This window comes from Streptomyces sp. NPDC093252 (genome assembly GCF_040683675.1).
GTDB lineage: Bacteria > Actinomycetota > Actinomycetes > Streptomycetales > Streptomycetaceae > Streptomyces.
On the sequence record NZ_JBFBEM010000011.1, the window covers coordinates 24389 to 45714 of the forward strand.

Here is a 21326-nt window from a genome sequence, read left to right on the forward strand (position 1 = left end):
CCCATCGACTCCAACCACGGTGTGCCCCAACTCAGTTACAAGCCGGTACCAGCCCTCGCCAAATGCCCGGTTCGCCGGTTTGCTGACGGCGAGGGTGGAAGGGGGCCGGTTGGCGCCAGGGGGACACGCCGGGGCGGTCGTGATCTTCACCGGACCTCCACTCATCCGCCCGGAATGGATCCCGGCCGGGGCGGGATGCGGATGCAGCTCAACCAGGTGCCCTCGGAAGGCGGCGGCGGAGGCGGCGGCGGTGATCTCGTCGTCCGTCAGGACGACCTCGGGGCCGTCGGGCACGACGCGTACGCGCTGTACGACCGCCTCCACCGCGGCGGCGACATCGCGGGCGCCGGGGCCGACCGGGCCGGGGCCGGTTCGACGATGCGGGCCGCAGCCGCGCTGAAGGCGCGCAACTTCGCCACCGGCGCCGCCCTGGAGACCACGGTCGGCGTCTGGACGTCGCAGGTGAAGTCGGTGCTCCAGGCGTGCGCGCACATCTCCGACCACCTGGACTACAGCCGGCGGCGCCACGCCGACGACGACGCGCGGATCGCGGCGGTCGTTCGCGGACGTGACGGCTCGGCGATACCGGTGTCCCAGCTCAACGAGTACTTCAGGTAACGGGCGGCCCCACGATGGCTCTCACCCTGACGGACCTGGTCGACGTGGATCTGGACGTACTCGCCACCTCCGTGACGGACTGGAAGAACATCGTCGGCGAACTCAAGGAGGCCGCGGACAGCGCCCGTACCGGAATGAAGGCCCGGTCGGACGCGGCGGCGTGGGCCGGGGTGAACGCGGCGGTGACCCGCGGGTTCATCGACAGGACCGCCAAGGAGATCTCCGACCTCCACATCGAGGCCAACAGCGTCCATCGGGTCCTGGACGACGGTCACACCGAGCTGCTCGCGCTCCAGCAGCAGGTCAGGCAGGCGGTGGACGTGGACGCCGCCGCGCTGGGCGTACGCGTCGAGGACATCGGCGACGGCACCGTCCGCTGCGTCTTCCCGCACCTCCGCGGCGACACCGACGAGCGGACGCAGAGCCGGCTCGACGCCAAGCGGGAGCTGGAGGGCCGGATCGCGCGGATCCTCACCCACGCCACCGAGATCGACGCGACGGTCGCCCGCGCCCTCGCCAGGAGCCACGGCAGCGACCCCCACAACGCCGGGCACAGCGCGTACGAGTCCCTGAACGACGCCCAGGTCGAGCGCGCCCTGGAGATTGCGCGCCCGGGCGACGGGATGTCCGACGCGGAGCTGCGCGAGCTGAACCGGCTGCTCCAGTTCAACGCGTCGGAGGCGGACGGCAAGTTCGCCACCGAGTTCTACGAGGGGCTCGGCGGGCCCGAGCAGGCGCACCGGTTCTACGCCGAGATGGCGATCGACGGCACCGACGCCGAGGCCACCGAGACCCACCTCAACGCCGTACAGGATCTCCGGCGGGTGATGGGGCACGCCCTCGTCAACGCCAACGCCAACGCCACCGACCCCGACCCCGACCCCGACAACCGGCATCGTCTGCACGCCGGTTGGGGCAACGACTTCCGGCGGCTCGGCACCCAGGAGATCGGCTGGCTGCCGGGCCAGACCAACAAGCCGTACGGCTACCAGGTCCTCGGCGGCCTGCTCCGCCACGGCACCTACGACGGACGCCCGCTTCCTCACCCCGATCGCCGAGCACGTCACCCAGCTCCACCGGGCCGATCCGTACCGGTTCATGATGAACAAGCCGTCGGGCAGCCCGGACATCTACGGGTTCAACCCCTCCGGACGGCTCGGCACCGGCAACGATCCGCTCACCAGCGTGCTGGAGGCGCTCGGCCACAGCCCCGTGGCGTCGGAACGGTTCTTCACCCAGCCGCCGGCCGTCTACGGCGAGGACGGCACCGCCGAACGGGACGGCGGCGACCCGGGCTTCACCTCCTACCTCGACCTCTTCACCGACGAGGAGTTCGCGTGGTCGATCGACACCAATGACACCAACGTCCTGGCCGACGAGGACAAGACCGAACCGGCCCTCGCCTTCGGCCCCGAGGCTCTCGGACACGCCCTGGAAGCGGCGACGACCGGACGGCGGTACGACAACGACGGCGGCGGTGACGCCATCCCGCACACCCCCGAGCGGGCCGGGCTGGTGCGGGACATCGCGGACCGCTTCGGCGAGCACCCCGAGGTGATCCGCCGCAACGAGAACGGCGACGTGGACGGCAACACCGGACCCCTCTACGCCCTGCGCGGCAGCCTCGGCGACATCACCGCCGAGTACATGGGCGACTTCCAGCGGGCCATGTACGAGGAGGGGCCGACCAGTGATCTCCTCCCCACCTTCGGCTCACCGACCGATCTGGATCCGGGCCATGTGCATCAGTTCCTAGGCGAGGTGGGCCAGGACCTGGACACGTACGCCGCCATCACGGCGGCCGAGCAGGCATACACCACGAACGTGGTGGACCGCGTCGTCAACGGCGGCTCCACCTCCTCCGTCGACCCGGGACAGCGGGTGGGGGACGCGGTCGCGCCGGGCGCGGCCATCGCGGCCATCGCGGCCATCGCGGGAATCGCGGGAATCGCGGGAATCATGAGCGACTCCCGCGCGGGTGCCGATCGCCGGGGAGGTGGTCTGGTGGATCTCCGAGGACATCCAGAGTTCCGTGATGGCCGGCATCCGGCAGGACACCACGACCGAGACCCAGGCGGAGGCGGAGGCGGCCCGCGAGTACAGCAACGGGCGCTCGGCGGCGCTCCAGTCGGCACAGGACGCGGTGGACCGCGCCGCCCTCAGCAACGGCGACATCGACTGGGACACCCGGGAGGACCTCCGCCGCGCCGCCCGGACCGCGGCGGGCGTCAGCCATTCGGACGGGGCGCAGTGGAACTCGGAGAGTGACGGGAATTGAGACGCGGGTGCGGGCGAGGGTGTGGGGGTGCGGGACGGTCTGACGTCCGTCCGGAGCCGGGGTGTGAGCGTCCGGGGCGATGGGATGTCCGTCCGGGGCGGTGGGATGGGCTTTCGCGTGCGATGCGGGTCCTGGCGCTCGGGGTTGCGGCGGGGCTGCTGGCGACCGGGTACTCGTCGCCGAGGGCGGGGTCGGGGGCCGAGAGGGGATCGGCTGGGTCGGAGGGGGCGGCACGGGGGTTCGCGGTGCCGGAGGCGCTGTGCGGGGTCGCGGTCCCGCGGGACGCGCTCTCCCGTCTCCTCCCGGCCTCCGGCGAGGAACTGACGGTGGACGACGAGGGCAGACTCTCCGACGGTTCGGCCCTGTGCAAGGTCAATGTCGACGGCCACGAGATGGTCCTCACCCTCAGCAGCGAACGCATCGACGCCGGTGACTCCGCCCGCGACATCCTCCGGTCCCGGCTGCGGGTGACGGACCCGAAGACCGCGGAGAACGGCCGGATCGCCAACTCCCGCGTCGGCGCGCTCTCCCTCCTCCACTGCCAGGATTCCAACGGCACCCCGGAGGACATCAGCACGCTCGTGGAGGTGCAGGAGCCGGGGCGCCAGGACGAGGGGGCGCTGCGGGAACTGGTGGCGGGGTATGCGGGGGAACTGGAGGAGAAGGGGGAGTGTGTGGCGCGGGTGGGGTGAGGGGGGCGCTTGGCGGTGGCGGGGGCTGCGTGGCGCGGGACGGCTACCGGGCGGCGGGGGACGGGTGCCGGCTGCGGCTGTCGCCGGTCCGCAGCCGCCTCGCCGTCCCCACTCCCCTCCCCCTCCCCCTCCCGGACAACCTGTGACGGTTTTCCGAAACCTTCACGCCGGAAGCGACCGGCAGATCCTTTCTGCGCGAAAAGTCCTCAGGTGGTCCTGCTACTTTGGCCCGCGTCTATGGCAGAGGGCTTACGGCCGCACACGCTGCGTACGCCGCGCAGGCGGGGGTCGCGTGGCAGGGCATCGCGGCCGGCCCGGTTCTAGGGGGGCGGGGAGTCGCTGGTGGGGTGGGACGAGTGGGAGCAGTTGAAGGCTGCGGCGTCGGAGCGGCAGTCGACGGGGATGCGGCTGAACCAACTGGATCCCGGTGACGGTTCCCCGGGTACGCCCGGAGGCGGGTCGCTCGGCAGGCACGGGGATCTCACGGTCGCGAACGAATCCCTGACCGGGATCAGCCGCTCGGCACACACCCTCTACAACGACCTGTGGGACAAGGCCCGGGTGGCGGTCCCCAGCAGTGACGCGGCGGCGGGCAATCTGACGAGCCAGGGGTTCGCCCTCGGCGACGGCCTTCAGCATGTGGCGAACCGCTGGGACGAACAGCTCCGCTCACTGATGGACGCGTGCGCCCGGATCACCAACCACCTCCAGGTGACCCGGACCATTCACACCGGGGACGAGAATTTCATCCAGCGTCAGATGAGCAGCATCGCCGCGTTGGACGCGGGTTTCGATGAGCGGGTGGGGCAGCCGGGGGCGGCGAATCCGGTGTACGGGGATGCGGGTGGGGGGTCGAAGAAAGAGGGCGGGGACTGAAGGCAGCGGCCGTTCGCCGTGCTCTCCACGGTGCTGTGCTCTCTCTCCTGCTCTTTCCGGCCCCTCGCTCTTCATTCTCTTCCTCCCACGGCTGACTAAGGAACTCCGATGGACCTCGACACTCTGCGCGATGCCAGTTTCACGCTGCTCGACGAGGCGGTGACGGACTGGTCGACGCTGGTCGATCACCTGGACACGCTGAAGCGGGACGCCGAGAGCAAGCTGCGGCAGAAGGCCAATCAGGCGAACTGGGCCGGGGTGAACGCGGAGGTGACGAAGGAGTTCATCGGCAAGACGGCCGGTGAGTTCGCCGACGCGCATACGCAGGCCAAGTCGATTCACCTCATCCTTCAGGACACCCGGGGTGAGCTGAAGGGCTATCACCGTCAACTGACCGAGGCGATCGAGGACGGCCGGGGGCAGGGGCTGACGGTGGTCGCGCGGGAGGGTGGCTTCCTGGTCACCCATACCGCTCCGCCGGGGAGTGGGGAGCAGCCGGAACGGAACAATCAGACGCAGATCAACAACCTCCGGGACCGTATCCAGGGAATCCTGGACGGGGCGACGGAGAGCGACGATTCGGCGCGGCGGGTGCTGCGGGCCATCGCGGACCAGAGCCAACTGGGCTTCTCTGACGCCGAGTACGGGGATCGGGACGCGGCGCAGGAGGCGTTGCGGCAGGCGGAGAGTCTGGCGCGGCTGGCGGTGCAGGAGCCGCAGGATCTGAGTGTCGAGGAGTTCGACCGGCTGGTGCGGGGGCTGGCGGAGTACGGGGACGATCCGCTGTTCGCGGAGCGGTTCGCGACGGCGCTGGGGCCGGAGCAGACGCTCGAATTCTGGGCCGGGGTGAGTGATCCGCAGCGCGGGAACTATGAGTTGGGCCGGGAGCGGATGGACCGCTTCGACGATCTGCAACGCTCGTTGGGTACGACGCTGGCGAATGCGACGCAGAGCGATTCCACCGCGATGATGGAGTGGAAGCGCACGATGGTCGACATCGGGGACAAGCCGGTCGGGAGCAATCTGGGCAGCCCGATGGGTTTCCAGGTGATGAGCAACCTGATGCGGACGGGGAACTACGACGACCAGTTCCTGCGGGACTACGGCACGAAGCTGATGGCCACCGAGCGTGAGCTGACGAACAATGGCGAGCATGACAATACGGTGTGGCAGCACATGGGGATGGATCCGTGGTTGAACCGGATCGGTGAGGACAGTGGGTCCGATCCGCTCACCGGGTTCCTGAAGGGGCTGTCCAACAGTCCTGCCGCGGCGACGGACTTCTTCAACCAGGAGTACATCGCCCGCAACGACCCGAACAACCCCTTCGAACGCGACACGGACGGCGACGGCAACAAGGGCAAGGTCACGCTCTCCAACTTCCAGTACCTCTTCGAGGAGCGGAACTGGCCCCAGGAGACCAGCCTCTCGGGCGAGGATCTCAATACGGGGAAGAACAATCTGGCGTTGGCGCTGGAGGCGGCTACTACGGGGCATCCGGCGGGGGAGATGCCTACGGTGGATACGCCGGCGCATACGCCGGATCAGGCTCGGTTGATGGAGAGCCTGGTCTCATCGATCGCGGACAATCCGGAGCGGCTCACGGGGAACGGGTTTATGTCCGACAGTATTGGTCAGATCACGTCTGAGTATTTGCCAGATATCAATCGGTCCACGAGCGGCGTTGAAAGGGATCCGGAGTCCGAGCGCTGGCAAGATGTCACAAGGCTCTATCCTCTGGACGGGTCTGAGGCCGAGCTCGACATTACCGAAGTAAGTCAACTGCTCTTTGCCCTTGGGCAAAATGCTGAAGGATTCGCCACTGTCGAAGTGGGGCAGAAGGCCTATATGGGACGACTTATGGAATACCACCTCAATCCAGACCTGCCCCCCGGCCTGCGCTATTCCAGCGACTACGAAAGAATCGTCGAACCGATTGCCACCAGCTCAGGAGAAATCGCAGGCATCCTCAGAGAAGGCGCGAAGGAATACATCGGCGATGAGGCAGGGGAAAAGGACAAGGAGTACGCCCAAGCGGTTACCCAGAGGAAGAACCTCATCTCGGGGACGGTGGGAACCATTGTTGGAGTGGGGACGTCATTCGTTGCTACTCCATGGGTCGGAGCGCTGGCAGGCGGGGCGGCCAACACCGTCTCCGCCATGGTACTGGAATCGATTTTCAGTGACGCCGAAGGGCAAGCTGCATCAAAAGCCAGCTTGAACGGTGGACAAGTCTGGCGGGCCGGTTATGAGCAAAACCTGCAGATCACTGACTCTGCCGCCCGCGCGGCGGCGGAAATGTACAATCTGAACGCCGGAGATATTGGCAATGCGGCCAACCAGGCGGCACGGCAAGGATACCTCAATGCAAGCTTGCTCCTAGAGGGACTATTGCCTGGCATCGTTTCCAGTGATTGAAATTCAGCGAACACACCAGCCAAGATGGAGCTAATGCCGTGACACAGCGCCGCATGTCTCCCCTCTATTACCGAGCGCTCGCCTCCATCGCGGCCCTGACTCTCTGCTCCGCTCTGTCCGGGTGTGGCAGCAGTGACGGGCAACGCGAGTACACAGTTCCCAGTAGTTTGTGCGGCACACCGATCGGCGGCGACGCACTCGATCCGTTCTTCTCTCCGGGTAAAGAAATCTCCACATCCGAGAAGGATGGATCCAGCATTAAGTCTTGCAGCGTCACCGTCGACAACAAGGTTATTATCACGACGACACAAGAATGGGTTGAGGGAGAGAAATCAACGGCATACTTTGCCGCTGCTCTGACATTGGAGGATCTTGATCATTCACACGATAATGGCCGATTCCTCTACACGGCGACCGAAGCATTCGGTAAAACTCGCAACTGCGTCGATGAAAGATACGAGCGAGAATTGTACGTCGGCATCCAGGTATGGGATCCGGAGCACAAAGATGCCGAGGGAATGAAGCAGGCGATCGTTGCCTACACAGGCGAAGTCGAGCAATCCGCCGAGTGCACGGAAGGATTTTCGTAGGGCTCCGTCCGCAGGGGGCAAGGGTGGGCGAAATTGCAGCGCACGACCCCTCCAAGAGCACTGCTCACCCCCGCCCCCTCCTCCGAGAATCCCGCACCGCCACCCCCGCCCCCGTCAACCCCGCCACCAGCACCAACCCCCCGACCACCACATACGTCCCCATCCTCATATTGCGTTCGTCGGGGGATTCTCCGAAGTGGACCGGGGACACCGAGGGGGCCGGGCCCGCTGGGAGGGGTGTGTCGGGGTGGGGGGTTTCTGCGGGGTTCTCGGGGTCCACGTCGGTCAGGGCCTTGACCGGGTCCACCACTCCCCAGCCGACCAGGCGGTCATGGCCGGGGATGGTGCGTTCCGCGGTCTGTTCGATCTGGGCCACCACCTGGGCGGCCGTCCAGTCCTTGTATTTGGACTTCAGCAGGGCCGCTACCGCCGCTACATAGGGGGCCGAGAAGCTGGTGCCGTTGTCGGAGCAGTGGCCGTTGCCGGGAACCGTGGAGATCATGTCGACGCCCGGCGCGGCCACGCCGACGAATTCGCCGGACTGGGAGAAGGGGGCGCGTTCGTTGTTGCGGTCGGAGGAGGCGACGGCGAGGACGCCCTCGTACGACGCGGGGTAGGTGATCTTGACGTTGCCGCCCAGGCCGTCGTTGCCGGCGGAGGCGACCACCACGACGTTCTTGCCGAGGGCGTAGTCCACCGCCTCCTGGAGGGCCTCGTCGGGGCGGACCGCGTTCGCGGTGTCCTGGGAGATGTTGATGACATCGGCGCCCTCGTCGACCGCGTAGCGGATCGAGGTCGCCAGGGTCGCCGCCGTGCCGTTGCCCTCGGCGTCGTTCTGCTTGATCGGGATGATCGTGGCCTCCGGCGCGAGGCCGACGAAGCCCGTGCCGTCCGCCGGGCGGGCGGCGATGATGCCGGCCACGCGCGTGCCGTGGCCCACCGTGTCGGTGGTGCCGTCGGGCTTGCCCCAGTCCAGTTCCTCGTCTCCCTCCGCGGTCCCCTCCTCGGCCTTGGTGTCGCGGGGCGGGAGGATGCTTCGGCCCTTGGAGGCGTCGACCGCGGGTTTGAGCTGGGGGTGTTGGGTGTCGACGCCGGTGTCGATCACCGCGACCTCGACCCCCTCGCCCTTCGACTGCGCCCACAGCTCGTCCAGGTTGACGCGTTGCAGGGACCAGGGGCGGCCCTCGTACGGCTCTGAGGGGAAGGTGCACTGGCCGCCGTCGGCCGCGCGCGCGGTCGGTACGGCGGCGGGGAGGGCCAGGAGGGTGGTCGTGGTGCAGGCGGTGGCGGTGAGGAGGGCGGCGGCGGATGTGCGCCAGCCCGCACCCCAACAACTCCGGCCCGAACTCCAGCCCCGGTCCCGGTCCCAGCCCCTGTCCCGGCCTCCGCCACGGAGGGGGCTCGTCCTGTTCGTGTCGCGCATGCGTTCGTTCTCCCGCTCGCTCACGTTCACGAACCCTGCGGCTGGCGGGCCGCCGACTCCGACAGGCGGGGGCCCGTCGGCAGGAAGGTCGACCACTGGGCCGGGATCGGCGCCGGGGCGACCTTGTCGTAGCCGAGGCGGGTCTGGGCGATCCTGGCCTCGTTGAGGGCCCACTCGCGCTGCTCCGCCGAACTGCCGACGCCCTCGTCGTCGGTGGTGCTGTCGCTGTTGGACTGCATCGGGTAGCGCAGGCCGGTGTCCGTGACCAGGAAGACGCTGCCCGCGCCGGTCTCGGTGCCCTGGAACTGGCGGTAGAGCTGGCCGGAGCCGGGGGTGACGTACGCGCTGGAGGAGCCGGTGGGCAGGGTCTCGGGGAAGTCGGTGCCGGCCCAGGTGGAGAGGGTCGTCGTGCCGTCGTCCGCGTTCACCGAGCGCAGGATGGTGCAGACGGCGTTGCGGCCGGTGGCGGAGGCGGTGTCGTTGATCATGGCGGGGCGGTACCGGGGCCAGTTCCGTTCGTTGGGGAACGGGGTGCTCTCGGCCACCGCGCCGGGGCTGACCTGCTCCGCCTCGCCCGCCTGGCCGACGGCGACCAGGTCGCTGCTGTTCAGCAGCAGCGTGGCGGTGAACTCCGAGATCCGGGCGACCTCGCCGGGCTGGACGACGTAGTACTGCATCCGCTGGCCCTCCAGGGCGCGGATGACCATGCCGACCTTGTCGACACCGTCGAGGGCGGCGGCGTCGAAGGCGTCGGCGGGGGCGCCCGGGGTGCCCTCGATCGCGGGGACGGCGAGCGGGTCGCCACGGTGCAGGGTGTCCAGCCACTCCTGGGAGACGCGCTGCGGGTCGCGGCCCTGGGTGTCGAGCGCCTTGAGGAGTTCGTTGTCGTCCGGGTCGCCCAGTTCGTACGCGGTGCCGGTCGCGTCGACCACGTACTCCTTGGCGCCGGTCGGGGCGGCGACGTACATCAGCTCGCCGGCCGTGAGGCGGTTGCCGCCCTCGGTGCTGGACCAGTCCTTCTGGGCCAGGACGAAGGCCGCCTTCTGGATGGCCCGGCCGCCCTCGCCGGGGCGCTCGCAGACCGCCCAGCGCTTGGCGTTCTCGGCCTCTTCGGGGGAGGGGAGACGGTCGGGGGCGTAGGGGATGCCGATGGTGGCGCCGTGCGACGGGGTGCCGCTGTCGAGGACCTTCTCGCTGACCGTGATGACGCTGTCCTTGTCCGGGTCGAGCAGCAGCCGGGCGGAGGCCATGTTCAGCACGGGGTGGAGCTGGGCCTTGTTGCCGGTCTTCAGGACCACGTAGCGGGTCGTGGACTTGCTGGCGACGATGACGTGGGCGCCGGGGGTGTCCCAGCCCTTGGGCGCGGTGGGGCTGAAGAGGCCGATGGCCCCGAACACCGCGAGGATCACGATCCCCACGACCACCCCCGGCCACACCGCGCTGAGCGGTCTGGGCGCCCCCTCCTCCGAACCGGACGGAGAGGGCCGCAGGAACGACGCGAGTGTGCGGCGCTTCGCGAAGGTGTAGGCGTTGAGTTCATCGCGCCTTGATGCCATCTGTCCGCTCTCTCCCCGTGCGGAGCCGTGGGGGACCCGTGAAGAGCCGTTCCCCCGCCCTCGGTTGCGTTCTGGTGACCCGGTTGTCAGACCCGGCCCCTACTATGCCTGTTGAGTGGCCGTGCGTGTGGCACGGGTAGGGTGCGCGGGGCCGGACGCGGGCTGGAGAGGACCTGCGCGCGTGGGATTCGCGAGGGATTCGCGAGGTGTTCGCGGAGCATGCGCGAGAGATTTCGGCAGACTTCGGGGGTTTTGGAGTGATGGCGGAGTGATGGCTTCCGCACGGCGGGCCCGGTCGCAGTCGCAATCGGGGGCATCCGGGACAGTGACGGGGGCAATGACGGGGACGACGGCGGGGCCCGGCACGGGAGCAGTTACCGGGCCGGGTACGGGGGCGGGGGCGGGATCGGGGGGCTGTGGTGCCGCGCACCCTCATCTGCGGTCGCGTTCCGGCCGCGGTGGCTCGTTCGCGGTGCAGCGGCTGGTCCTGCTGGAGCTGGCCGCCGCGCTCCTGGTCTGCGGCTGGCTCATCGATGTGTACGCGCTGGTCCCGGCCGCGGTCGTCGCCGCGGTCCTGGTCGTCCTCGCGCTGGTACGGCGCCGGGGGCGCTCCCTGCCCGAGTGGCTGGGCGGGGTGCAGGCCCTGCGCGCCCGGCGCCGCCGCGCCGTCGGCAGCACGCTCCCGCCGGGCACGGACGCGGGGCTGGCCCCCGCCGTGGAGTGCGACCCGACCCTGCGCACCTACAGCTTCGGCCGGGGCGACGACCGGCGTCCGGTGGGCATGGTGGGCGACGGCGGCTTTCTGACGGCCGTGCTCCAAGTGGAGGCGGACGCGGGTGCGTTGCGCGCCGAGCGCGGGCGCAGACCGCTGCCCGTCGCCCTGGTGCGGGATGTACTGGAGGTCGACGGCATCCGACTGGAGTCGGCGCAGATCGTGCTGCACACCCAGCCCGCGCCCGCCCCGCATCTGCCGCAGCAGTCGGTCGTGGTCACCAACTACACCCAGCTCCAGGCCCAGACCGCCGCCCCGGCCGTGCGCATCATGTGGATCGCGCTGAAGCTGGATCCCGAGCTGTGCCCGGAGGCGGTGGCCGCGCGCGGGGGCGGGCTGGCCGGGGCGCAGAAGTGCCTGGTGCGGTCGGCGGAGCATCTGTCGAGCCGGCTGACCGGGGCCGGATTCCGGGTCAATGTGCTGACCGAGGAGGAGATCAGCTCCGCCGTCGCCACCTCGGCCTGCGCCAACCCCATGGTCACCGCCCAGGCCGGACAGGCCGACGCGCCCCGGCGGCGCACGGAGGAGTCCAGCCGGAGCTGGCGCTGCGACAACCGGCGGCACACCACCTACTGGGTGCGCCGCTGGCCCCCGCTCGGCGGCGGCGACGGCATCGGACTGCCCCAGCTCGTGGCCCAGTTGACGGCCGTTCCCGCGCTGGCGACGACCTTCAGCCTGACCCTGGCGAGCGGCGGCCAGGGGGATGTCACGGTCACCGGGCATGTCCGGATCACCGGTCGCAGCAGCAGCGAACTGGCCACCTCCCGCCGCGACCTGGAGCGCGCCGCCCGCCAGGCGCGCACGGGCCTGGCCCGGCTGGACCGCGAACAGCTCCCCGGCGTCCTCGCCACCCTGCCGCTCGGAGGTGCCCGCTGATGGCCATGACGGGTTCCTCCTTCCCCTCCCCCTCCCGTACGGCACCGGGAGCGGCCGGGCCGCCGTCCGTGCCGGGCGGCGCCTCCGACGGCGGGCGTCCGCGGGGACCCGGCCTCGCCGAGCGGCTGCGCACCGGCTTCGGGCTCCTCGGGCCCCGCCACCCGCGCCACGCGCTCCCGGCCGACCAGCTCGACGCGCTGTCCCTGCCCATCGGCGACGACGGCGTGGTCGTCGGGGTCAACGCCGAGGGCCACCCGGCCGTCCTCGGGGTGAACCGCCCCACTCCCTACGACATCCTGCTCATCGGGGGCCTGTGGACGGCCCAGGTGCTGGCGCTGCGGGCGGCGGCCACCGGCGCGCGGGTCGCCGTGGAGACCGGGCGTCCGGCGCACTGGGCGCAGGTGGTGCAGGCGGTCGGCGGCGGCCAGTCCGGGATGACCGTGCACGAGGTGGGCCGGGTTCCTCCGCTCGGCGCCTCGGCGGGCGGGCCGGTGCTGGTGATCCGGGACTGCGGGATGCGTCCGCCGCGCGGCCGGGTGGTGTCGGCGCCCTGGCAGTCGGTGCTGACGCTGCTGCCGTATCTCAGCCCGGTGGCACCCCGGTTGATGCGGCAGGCGCGGCTGGTCGGGGTGCAGCGAGTGTCGCCGGACGAGGCGGGCGAGATCGGCCGGGTGGTCGGCCTGCCCCGCCCCGAGTACGAGTCGCTGCCGACCCTCGCCGACGGCGTGACCCTGTGGTGCACCGACCGGGACCGGCAGTATGTGATGACCCAACCCACCGACGCGGAGGTCGGGTTGCTGGGTGTGGCCCGGCGGATGGACTGAGCCGGGCCGGGGGGGGTCGTCCGGAGGCCGGGGGCGGGGTGACCCGCGCGCAACGGGCCCGCGCTGAAGGGGCCCGTTCGTCACGGACGTGTGCCCGGGGGTGGGCGGGCCTGCCGTGGCCGTCCTTTTCATGATTAGGCTGGGGTGGGCACATCGCGAGCACCCCTCATCGGGTGACGCGAGTTCCGGGAGTGACCCGGGGGGACTGCGCGGTGATGCGGACGACGACGGCGGACGAGAGCAAGGGTCGCCCCGCAGGGTATGAGGGTGCTCGACCACATCAGGAGGAACTGTGAGCAGCGATCGGGACGGGATCCGCGGGGGCTGGGCGTCGCCCGACGATGACCAGCCCGATACGGATGCCTCCGTGGAGATGACGGGCGAGTTCACCATCGACTACGCCCCGCCCGCCTGGTACACGCAGAACGCGTCCGGGGCGGGGGCCGGGTCGGGCACGGGTAGTGGTGCGGGTGCGGGTAGTGGTGCGGGTGCGGGGGCCGAAGGGGCTGACGCCGACGACACCAACGGCTCGGCGCCCGTTACACGGCCTGAGCCGCCGACTCCCACGCCCGTGAACCCGGTGACCCCGCCCTCGCACACGCCCGGTGCGGGCACGCCGTTCACGGTGGCGTCCCCGGCCCCGGTCGATGTGCCGCGGCTGCCTGTGGGCAGCGGGTTCGAGCCGCAGGCCCCGCAGCCGAGTGGGCTTCCGCCCGCCTGGATGTCGACGTCCGTCGCCGAGCCGGACAACGGGGATCTGGAGAGCAACGCGACGATGAAGTTCTCCGCGGTGGCGCTGAAGCGCGAGATCGCGGAACTGACGGGACAGCCGGGGACCGGGGACGAGGGAGACACGGGGGACGCCGGAGGCGCCAGGGACACCGGGGAGACCGATACCGAGGCGCCCTCGTCCGACGGCAGTGAGGGCGAGTCTTCCGGGGATGTCTCCGGGAGTGCCTCCGGGGATGCCTCCGGCGAGGTCCCCGAGGAGGCCGCCGGGCCGGGTGACGGCGAGACCGAGACGCCCGGGGCATCCGAGGCGGCCGAGGTACCCGGGGATCCCGACGCGGCCGACGACACGGAGCGCGGCGAAGCCGAGGCCCCCGACGCCCCCACCCCCCTCACCTCACCAGAGCAGCCCCCCGCCGACGCCGAGAGCGCCGACCCCTCGCCCACTCCCCCGGCACCTCCGGTTCCGCCCCGGCCGGAGACCCCGGCCTGGACTCCCCCACCGGCCTCACCGACCGGCGTGCCCCCGCTGCCGCCCTCGTACCAGCCCTCGGCGCCCCCGGCAGCCGCCCAGTGGCCCGTGCAGCCGTACCAGCCGGCTCAGCCGCCCGAACCGGCGCAGCCGCAGCCCGCGGCCGGGTACGGGTTCCCGCAGCCGCCGACTCCGCCGACCTCTCCGGGCGGGTACGGGTTCCCACAGCCCCCGGCGCACTCGGCGCCACCGCACCCTCAGCCCCAGCCGGAGGCTCCCGCGCCGACCGGGCCCCACCCCGCGGGCGGCTACGGCTTCCCACAGCCGCCCGTCAGCCCGGACCCCCAGAGCGGCTACGGCTTCCCGCAACCGCCCGCTGCCCCGGACCCCCAAAGCGGATACGGCTTCCCGCAACAGCCCCAGCAACAGCCCCAGCCCCAGCCCCAGCCACCGCATCAGCCGCCGCACCAGCCCGGCCCCCAGGACCCACGCGGCCAGGCGCAGCCATCGGCACCGGGCCAGCCGCAGTTCCCGGGCCAGCCCCAGCCCTCGGCGCAGGGCCAGCCCCACGCACAACCGCAGCCCCAACCCCACCCCCACCCCCAACCCCAAGGCCAGCCCAACCCCCCCACCGACCCCCGTACCGGCGCCGCCTGGCCGCAGCCGCTCCAGCACGACCACCGGCAGCCGACCAACCCCGGTGCGGCGCCGCTCGGTTACACGGCCGCCGTGGAGCTGTCCTCCGACCGGCTGCTCAACAACAAGCGGCAGAAGGCGAAGAGCAGCCGCCCGGTCGGCGGCGGTTCGCGTTTCAAGCTGGGCGGCAAGAAGGAGGAGGCGGAGCGGCAGCACAAGCTCCAGCTCATCCGTACCCCCGTGCTGTCCTGCTACCGCATCGCCGTGATCAGTCTGAAGGGCGGGGTCGGCAAGACCACGACCACCACCGCGCTGGGCTCCACGCTCGCCACCGAGCGGCAGGACAAGATCCTGGCCATCGACGCCAACCCGGACGCGGGCACCCTCGGCCGCCGGGTGCGGCGCGAGACCGGGGCGACCATCCGGGACCTGGTCCAGGCGATCCCGTACCTCAACTCGTACATGGACATCCGGCGGTTCACCTCGCAGGCCCCCTCGGGGCTGGAGATCATCGCCAATGATGTCGACCCGGCCGTCTCGACGGCCTTCAACGACGAGGACTACCGGCGCGCGATCGACATCCTGGGCAACCAGTACCCAATCATCCTCACCGACTCCGGGACCGGTCTGCTCTACAGCGCGATGCGCGGGGTGCTGGACCTGGCCGACCAGCTCATCATCATCTCCACACCGTCCGTGGACGGGGCGTCCAGCGCGAGTACGACCCTGGACTGGCTGTCGGCGCACGGGTACCAGGATCTGGTGTCCCGTTCGATCACCGTCATCTCCGGTGTCCGGGAGACCGGGAAGATGATCAAGGTCGAGGACATCGTGGCGCACTTCGAGACGCGCTGCCGCGGGGTGGTGGTGGTGCCCTTCGACGAGCATCTCTCCGCCGGTGCCGAGGTCGACCTCGACATGATGCGGCCCCGGGTGCGGGAGGCGTACTTCAATCTGGCGGCGATGGTCGCGGAGGACTTCGTCCGGCATCAGCAGATGCACGGGTTGTGGACGAACGACGGCAATCCGCCACCGGTGGCAGCACCGCCGATGCCGGGCCAGTCCATGCCTGCCCAGCCGATGCCGGGACAGCCGATGCCCGGCCAGCCGACGCCGGGCCAAGCGATGCCCGGCCACCCGATCCCCGGTCAGCCGATGCCGGGGCAGCCCGTGCCGGGCCCGGCGTATCCGGGTCAGCCGTACGCCGGTCAGCCCCCACCCCAGTCCCAGGTGCAGCCCCAGCCCCAGCACCCTTCCCAGATCCCGGCGCAGGGGCAGCCGCCGTACCCGTACCCGTACCCTGGTCAGCCGCAGGGCGTCCCGGGTGCCTTCGTGCAGCCGCCGCCGGGGCAGCCCGGTCAGCCGCCCGCCGTACCCCCGGGCCAGCCCGGCGCCTACGGCTACCCCGGGCAGCCCCCGCAGCAGTACCCCCAGCCGCACCCGCAAGCCGGTGACCGGCCCATCCCGCCCGAGGCGCAGCCCCCGCAGCCCCCCGAGCAGCCGCAGCAGTCACAGCAGCCGCCTCAGCAGTAGGCGGTCGGGAGAAGCAGAAGGGCGGCCGGTGCACACCACGCACCGGCCGCCCTTCTCACATCCTCACGACTCGGCCGAGCCCTCCGCCTCCGCCACCAGCTCCCGGCACTTCTTCACATCCACCGCCATCTGCTCCAGCAGCCCGTCCAGCGACTCGAACCTCGCCTGGCCGCGGACGAACGCCAGGAAGTCGACGGCGACATGCAGCCCGTACAGATCCAGCCCCACCCGGTCGATGGCGTACGCCTCCACCGTGCGCTCGGTGCCGTCGAACTGGGGGTTGGTGCCGACCGAGATCGCGGCCGGCATCGCCTCGCCCTGGGCGTGCAGCCAGCCCGCGTAGACCCCGTCGGCGGGGATCGCGGTGTGCGGGAGGGTTTCGAGATTGGCCGTCGGGTAGCCCAGTTCGCGACCGCGCTGGGCGCCGCGGACGACCACGCCCTCGACGCGGTGCGGGCGCCCGAGGATCTCGGCGGCGCCGGAGACATCGCCGGTGGCGATCAGGCCCCGGGTCAGGGTGGACGAGAACGGCTGTCCGCCGCCCACCTCGCCCGACAGGGACAGCTCCACGACCTCGACCTCGAAGTCGTACACCGCGCCCTGCTCGGCGAGGAACTCCACATTGCCCTTGGCCCTATGGCCGAAGCGGAAGTTGGGGCCCTCGACCACCGCGCGCGCGTGCAACTTGTCGACCAGGACCTTCACGATGAAGTCGGCGGGCGACAGCTTCGAGAACTCGGCGGTGAAGGGCAGGATCAGCAGCGCGTCGACCCCCAGCCCGGCCATCAGTTCGGCCCGGCGGTGGTGGGGGGAGAGCAGCGGGGGGTGGCTGCCGGGGCGGACGACCTCGCTGGGGTGCGGGTCGAAGGTGACGACGACGGACGGGACGCCCAGCTTGCGGGCGCGCTCCACGGCGTGCCGGATGATGAGCTGGTGGCCGCGGTGTACTCCGTCGTAGGAGCCGATGGTGACGACGCTGCGCCCCCAGTCCTGGGGGATGTCCTCCAAGCCACGCCAGCGTTGCACTGTGACCGCTCCTCGAACCCGTGTCTGCGTTAATGGACGCTTCTTATGCCGGTCTAAGGGTGCCATGCCGGATGGCCCTGCCCCGCATCGGCGTCCATGCTGTGACCGGGCGCACGCCGACCCCGCCGCGCTGGGCACCCACCCACGCGTCCCCGTGGGTCAGGCCGGTACCCGTACCCCGGCCAGGCTGCCGATCATCCGGCGGGTACTGGGGCCGACCATCGCCGTCCACTCCCCCGGGGTCTCCGTCAGCCATCCCGCGACCTGGGCGGCGAAGCCGGGGACGTGCCGGCCGAGGTCGACCAGGCCCCGGTCGAAGCAGGCCGCGCCCTCCGGTGTCCGTACCAGCAGGGTGCCGATGCGCCGCACCGTCCGCGCCAGCTCGCGGTCGCCGGGGCGGTCGGCCGGGGGCTCCCCGGGGACCGGCGGCACACCCGGCGGCACCCCCGGCGGCAGGCCCTCCCACCCCGCCACCACCCCCCGCAGCAGCGCGTCCAGCACCCCCGGCTCCCGCTCCCGCGCCAGCAGCAGTTCCCGCAGCTCGCCGCGCAGGGGTCGGCCAAAGGCGGCCCCGCCGCTGCCCAGGACCCCGGCCAGCGCCCCCCGCGCCCGCTCGCAGCCCCCCTCCAGCAACTCGGTGACCAGCGGAAACACCACCGTACGGCCCTGCTCGGGGGTTTCCAGGCGGGTGTCGGTCCACTGGGCGACGGCCCCGGCGCACTCCGGTCGCCGTTCCACCGCCTCGGCGACCAGGACGGCGACCCGGCGGGCCAGCGCGGCGGGCGTGGCGTCGAGCAGGGCGCGCAGGGTCTCCCCGGCACTGCCGTCCGGGGCGAGCGGGCCGCCGCCGGAGGCCAGCCGGGTGCGGAAGGCGTCCAGGACGGGTTCGGGGTGGGTGTTCAGGGCGGCCAGCAGGGCGCCCGCGGGCAGCCGGGGATCACCGGCGCCGAACCGGGCGAGGGCCTTCGGCAGATGCCGGGCGCGGCTGCGCGGGTCGCGGACCAGGATGCCGAGGGCGGCGCCGTGCAGCGGGGCGTCGGCGGGCCCGGCGAGGACGCTCAGCGCCGCGTGGCGCAGCAGATCGCGATCGGCGTCGGTGCGGGCGTGGGGGCCGGTGCGCAGGCCGTGGATCATGGCCGTCTCATGGCGCTCGGGGCGGGGGTCGTGGGCCCAGCGGTCCACGGCCCGGCAGATCGCGGACGGCTCCTCCTCGGCGAGGGTGGCGAGCAGTTCGTCGGCGCGCGGGTGCGCCCGGTCGGCGAGGGCCTCGGTGAGGGCGTCCAGGGCCCGGCGCCGATGGGTGTGCAGCAGGGCCTGCGCGGCGGTCGCCACGGTGGCGTGCGGGGTCGCGGGCAGCGCCCGCTCGTCGTCGAACCACCGCGTCAGCAGCGGCTGTACGGCGGTGGGGTCGGCGGCGAGGAGGGCGGCGACGGCGTCCAGGAAGCGGGGCCCGTCGCTCTCCTGCGGGGTCGGGTCGGCCAGCACCAGCCGCCGCAGCAGATCGAGCCGCTCGGGGCCGGGCACCGCGAGCCCGGTCCACAGGCCGGGGCCGAACTCGGCCGGGACCGGCCGCCCGAACCCCCGCCAGAGCACGATCCGGTCGGCGAGCAGCCGCAGGACGGGGACGTACGGGGTGGCGTCGGGGACCTGGCGGAGGACCTCGCCGAGCAGCCGGACCGCCCACCAGGAGTCGGGTTCGGCGTCCAGCGCGCCGACCAGCTCCTCCAGTTTCAGGGCGAGTTGGTAGGTGCCCTGCTGGCGGGCGAGGAGCAGGAGGGACTGGACGACGGGGCCGATGCGGTGGTGCGGGACGGGGAAGGGGGCGGGTTCGGCGGCCCGGTCGCGGCGGCGGTGGACCAAGGCGCGCAGGGCCTCGTCCAGGTCGAGGTGCATGCCCTGGATCCAGTCGGCGAGTTCCTCGTGCGCGAAGCGGTAGCCGGCCCCGGCCGGGACGAGGAGCCCTTCGGCGAGAACGGCGGAGGCCCAGCCGGTGGCGGCGCCGAGGCGGCGGGGCGCGGGACCCCAGGGGAACACCGCTTCGAAGGCGGCCCGGTCCAGCTCGCCCTGGCCGGGGCCGAGGCTGCCCCGGGCGGCCTCGTGGACCTGCCCGGCGACCCTGGTGGCGAGCCGTCGCACGGCCCGGCCCGCGACGCCGTTCTCGGCGGCGATCCGTACGGCGATGCGCAGGCACATCAGGTCGAGGTGGGCGGCGAGGACGTCGTAGCGGTCGAGGGAGCGGGGCTCGGGGGCGTCGGGGAGGGCGGCCCGGATCTCGGAGAGGAGCCTGAGAGTGAGGGGGTGGCGGGCGTCGGCGGCGGTGAGGGCGCCCTCGGGGATGCCGTAGCGCAGGCGGGCCTCGCGGGCCTCGGGTGCGGTGAGATCGCCGAGCGGGACGACGGCGGGGAGTTCTGGGGCGGGGCTGCGGGGGGCGGGGCCTCGGGGGTCCTGGGCGGGGCCCCGGGGGTCGGGGGTGGGGCCTGGTTCGTGGAGCGCCCCGGGCTCGTGGACGGCCCCGGGTCCGTAGCCGGTGTCCGCCGCCGTACCGGAGGCGAAGCCGGTTCCGTGGCCGATGCCCGCCGCGGTACCGGAGGCGAAGCCGCTTTCGTGGCCGGTGCCCGCCGCAGTCCCCACGGCGAAGCCCTCGCCCGCGTTCTCCCAGTACTCCGCGCGGCAGCCGACCACCATCCGGGCGCCGCTCTCGCGCAGCCAGCGGGCGGTGCCCTCGGTCCACTCGCCGAGCCGGTGGGCGAGGACCGGCGGCATCTCCTCGGGTCCGTCGAGCAGGATCAGCAGCGAGCGTCCGGCGGCGCGGGCGAGGCGGGCGAGCCGGGCCGGGGTGAGATCGCCGAGTTGCTCGGGGAGTTCGGGGCGGGAGGCGGCCACGATCCGGGCGGCGCGGGCGAGGGCGCGGGCGGCGGCGTCGGCGACCGAGGCGTCCCAGTTCTGGAGGTCGGCGCCACGCAGCCAGAGGGTCGGGGCGGGGGCACGTCCGCTGCCCCGGCGGGCGGCGTGCGCGGCGAGTTCGGTGGTCCGGCCGCTGCCGGGCGGGCCGACGAGGGCGAGGACATCGGCGCCGCCCTCGGTGAACGCGGCGAACTCGGCGGCGACGGCGGCCCGTTCGACGGGGACGACGGTGGGGCGGGAGGCGAGGGCGTCGGCGGGGGCGTCGCAGCCGACGGAGGTGGCGGTCAGCTCCAGGACCCCGGCGAGATTGAGATCGGCGCCGTAGGCGGGGACCGTGGCGGCGTTGCGGGCGAGGAGGCCGACGAGGGGGCCGTCGGCGGCCGGGCGCAGCGGCACGGCGAAGCCGCTGTCCCGCAGCCCGGAGCGCAGGGCGGTGCCGACGACGCCGATGACGGTGCCGGTGGCGGTGTCGAGGACGGGGCCGCCGGCCGCTCCGCCGCCGAGCCGCAGCGCGTCCCGCCCGGCGGTGCCGATGGCCAGTTCCAGGGCGTCGTCCAGGAGATGGAAGCGGTCGGTGGCGGTGTAGGTGACCTCGGTGGTGCCGAGGACGCGGGCCTCGCGCCAGCATCCGGCGGCCAGCCGCACATAGGTGCCGGACGCGATCCGGTCCCGTACGCCGATCGGCAGGGGGTCGACGCCGAGGCCGTCGGTGCGGACGAGGGCCAGATCGCGGCCGGGCAGGGGGGTGATGTCGGCGGCGGTGACCGTGCAGGCGCGGTCCCCGGCGGCGCGCAGCACCAGGCGGCCGAGGCCGTCGACGGCCTCGTGGCTGGTGATCAGGGTGCCGTGGTGGTCGGCGAGGAAGCCGAGGCCCCGGGGGCGTCCGGCGAGATCGTGGAGATGGACGAGCGCGGGCCCGTCCCCCGCGCCGATGGCCCCGCCGGGCCGGGAACGACCGGCCTGTTCCGCCACAGTCGAACCTCCCCACCCGCGACGTACCTGTGTACGACGGTAGGCGGGCCGTGATCAGGGCGACACGGGGTGTCCTGAACGCGCCCCCTTGCACTCCCTCGATTCACTCCAAGCGCCCGACTGAACGGGTG

13 protein-coding genes are annotated in these 21326 nt (G+C 72.0%); 9 read left to right on the forward strand and 4 right to left on the reverse strand.

Annotation, left to right across the window (positions count from 1 at the left end; genetic code table 11):
- The first annotated feature begins 201 nt into the window (after positions 1-201).
- The 6 genes from AB0O01_RS23050 (at position 202) to AB0O01_RS23075 (ending at position 7472) form a co-directional block, all read left to right on the forward strand.
- Entirely contained in the window at positions 202-618 is a 417-nt protein-coding gene (locus tag AB0O01_RS23050; protein ID WP_365316022.1) for a hypothetical protein, read from the forward strand.
- A gap of 14 nt (positions 619-632) precedes the next feature.
- Positions 633-1976 (forward strand): hypothetical protein, encoded by a 1344-nt coding sequence (locus tag AB0O01_RS23055; RefSeq protein WP_365316024.1) that lies wholly within the window; start codon positions 633-635, stop codon positions 1974-1976.
- A 1042-nt stretch (positions 1977-3018) separates the two neighbouring features.
- Positions 3019-3588 (forward strand): hypothetical protein, encoded by a 570-nt coding sequence (locus AB0O01_RS23060; RefSeq protein WP_365316026.1) that lies wholly within the window; start codon positions 3019-3021, stop codon positions 3586-3588.
- Between the two features lie 342 nt (positions 3589-3930).
- Complete coding sequence (locus tag AB0O01_RS23065) at positions 3931-4464, forward strand: hypothetical protein (RefSeq protein ID WP_365316028.1); 534 nt, start codon at positions 3931-3933, stop codon at positions 4462-4464.
- 108 nt (positions 4465-4572) lie between these two features.
- Positions 4573-6882: a hypothetical protein gene (locus tag AB0O01_RS23070; RefSeq protein WP_365316030.1), complete on the forward strand. Its 2310-nt coding sequence runs from the start codon at positions 4573-4575 to the stop codon at positions 6880-6882.
- A 38-nt stretch (positions 6883-6920) separates the two neighbouring features.
- Positions 6921-7472 (forward strand): hypothetical protein, encoded by a 552-nt coding sequence (locus AB0O01_RS23075; RefSeq protein ID WP_365316032.1) that lies wholly within the window; start codon positions 6921-6923, stop codon positions 7470-7472.
- A gap of 64 nt (positions 7473-7536) precedes the next feature.
- On the opposite strand, the gene mycP is transcribed toward AB0O01_RS23075, so the two are convergent.
- Both mycP and eccB read right to left on the reverse strand, forming a co-directional pair.
- Complete coding sequence (gene mycP, locus AB0O01_RS23080; RefSeq protein WP_365316034.1) at positions 7537-8895, reverse strand: type VII secretion-associated serine protease mycosin; 1359 nt, start codon at positions 8893-8895, stop codon at positions 7537-7539.
- Between the two features lie 26 nt (positions 8896-8921).
- Positions 8922-10451 carry a type VII secretion protein EccB gene (eccB, locus tag AB0O01_RS23085; RefSeq protein WP_365316036.1) on the reverse strand — a complete coding sequence of 510 codons (1530 nt, stop codon included), beginning with the start codon at positions 10449-10451 and terminating at the stop codon, positions 8922-8924.
- A 268-nt stretch (positions 10452-10719) separates the two neighbouring features.
- Here eccB and eccE point away from each other — a divergent pair, with 268 nt between their 5' ends.
- The 3 genes from eccE to AB0O01_RS23100 all read left to right on the forward strand — a co-directional run bounded on the left by eccE (position 10720) and on the right by AB0O01_RS23100 (position 16293).
- Complete coding sequence (gene eccE / locus AB0O01_RS23090) at positions 10720-12099, forward strand: type VII secretion protein EccE (RefSeq protein WP_365316038.1); 1380 nt, start codon at positions 10720-10722, stop codon at positions 12097-12099.
- Entirely contained in the window at positions 12099-12923 is an 825-nt protein-coding gene (locus AB0O01_RS23095; RefSeq protein WP_365316040.1) for a hypothetical protein, read from the forward strand. Before eccE ends, AB0O01_RS23095 begins: the two co-directional genes overlap by 1 nt.
- A 292-nt stretch (positions 12924-13215) precedes the next feature.
- Entirely contained in the window at positions 13216-16293 is a 3078-nt protein-coding gene (locus AB0O01_RS23100; protein WP_365316042.1) for an SCO5717 family growth-regulating ATPase, read from the forward strand.
- Positions 16294-16356: 63 nt separating this feature from the next.
- Here the strand turns inward: AB0O01_RS23100 and AB0O01_RS23105 are convergent, their stop codons facing one another.
- A complete protein-coding gene (locus AB0O01_RS23105) occupies positions 16357-17319 on the reverse strand; it encodes a bifunctional riboflavin kinase/FAD synthetase (protein WP_365316044.1) in 963 nt (320 codons plus the stop codon).
- Between the two features lie 159 nt (positions 17320-17478).
- Positions 17479-21195, reverse strand: coding sequence for a trypsin-like peptidase domain-containing protein (locus AB0O01_RS23110; RefSeq protein ID WP_365316046.1), 3717 nt, complete (start codon positions 21193-21195; stop codon positions 17479-17481).
- Positions 21196-21326 lie beyond the last annotated feature (131 nt).

Coding starts and splice junctions, on each gene's coding strand:
- AB0O01_RS23050 (WP_365316022.1), top strand. CDS start 202: ATGCAGCTCAACCAGGTGCCCTCGGAAGGCGGCGGCGGAGGCGGCGGC.
- AB0O01_RS23055 (WP_365316024.1), top strand. CDS start 633: ATGGCTCTCACCCTGACGGACCTGGTCGACGTGGATCTGGACGTACTC.
- AB0O01_RS23060 (WP_365316026.1), top strand. CDS start 3,019: ATGCGGGTCCTGGCGCTCGGGGTTGCGGCGGGGCTGCTGGCGACCGGG.
- AB0O01_RS23070 (WP_365316030.1), top strand. CDS start 4,573: ATGGACCTCGACACTCTGCGCGATGCCAGTTTCACGCTGCTCGACGAG.
- mycP (WP_365316034.1), bottom strand. CDS start 8,895: ATGCGCGACACGAACAGGACGAGCCCCCTCCGTGGCGGAGGCCGGGAC.
- eccB (WP_365316036.1), bottom strand. CDS start 10,451: ATGGCATCAAGGCGCGATGAACTCAACGCCTACACCTTCGCGAAGCGC.
- AB0O01_RS23095 (WP_365316040.1), top strand. CDS start 12,099: ATGGCCATGACGGGTTCCTCCTTCCCCTCCCCCTCCCGTACGGCACCG.